Below are 782 nucleotides of genomic sequence, written 5' to 3' on the forward strand. Positions count from 1 at the left end.
CGATGCCCGGGCGGCGCGCCTTGCGCGCCGCCGCGTCCGACGTGCCGCGCGCAGACCCCCCTCCGCCTTCGACGCCGCTCATTCCGACACCGCGCGGAAGCCTGTCACGATCCGGCCGTAGACCATCTCGGTGAAGGCGTAGATCTGGCCGCCCACGAAGGAGCCGCTGACGATCATCACCAGCAGGACGACCACGATCTTCGGGACGAAGGTGAGGGTGACCTCCTGGATCTGGGTCAGCGCCTGGAACAGGCCGCTTCGGTGCTCCTGCTGGTCGCCCTGAGCTTCGGCGAGACCTGGCCGCTCCCGGCGCTGCTCGCCCTGGCGATCGCCGCCTGCGCCTGCGTGGCGACCATGGACATCGCCCTCGAGGCGCTGGTGGTCGAGACCGTCCCGGCGGACGAGCGGGCCTACGTGGCCTCGGCCAAGCTGTGCGGGGCCTCCCTGGGCGGGATCCTGGGGGTCGGCGTGCTGGTCGGCTCCTACGACAGCCTGGGCTGGCACGGGGCGGTCCTGGCCTGCGCGGCGCTCGACGCCCTCTGCCTGCTGCCGATCCTCGGCTACGGGGAGGCGCGCCTGCGCGGGGCCGGGCCAAGCCTGGAGCGCGGGTCGGGCGCGCTGGCGCGTCTGCGCCGCCTGGCCGGACGCGTGCTCGTCCTCGGGGCCTATTTCGCCGCCTCCTATCTCGTCGCCGGGCCCAACACACTGGCGCTCCTCGATCTCGGCGTGTCGCTCGGGCAGGTCGGATCGCTCACCGGCACCGTCCTGCCGGCGGTGAACCT

The 782-nt window shown here is 73.3% G+C and carries 2 pseudogenes; one reads left to right on the plus strand and one right to left on the minus strand.

Annotated features, from left to right (window positions below):
- Positions 1-78 precede the first annotated feature (78 nt).
- Positions 79-252 (minus strand): annotated as a pseudogene (locus tag I53_RS24615) (flagellar biosynthetic protein FliQ); the annotation flags it as partial.
- A gap of 9 nt (positions 253-261) precedes the next feature.
- On the opposite strand from I53_RS24615, the pseudogene I53_RS24620 reads away from it, so the two are divergent.
- Positions 262-782: pseudogene (locus tag I53_RS24620) on the plus strand (MFS transporter); the annotation flags it as partial.

This window comes from Methylobacterium sp. B1 (assembly GCF_000333255.1).
Taxonomy (GTDB): Bacteria; Pseudomonadota; Alphaproteobacteria; order Rhizobiales; family Beijerinckiaceae; genus Methylobacterium; species Methylobacterium fujisawaense.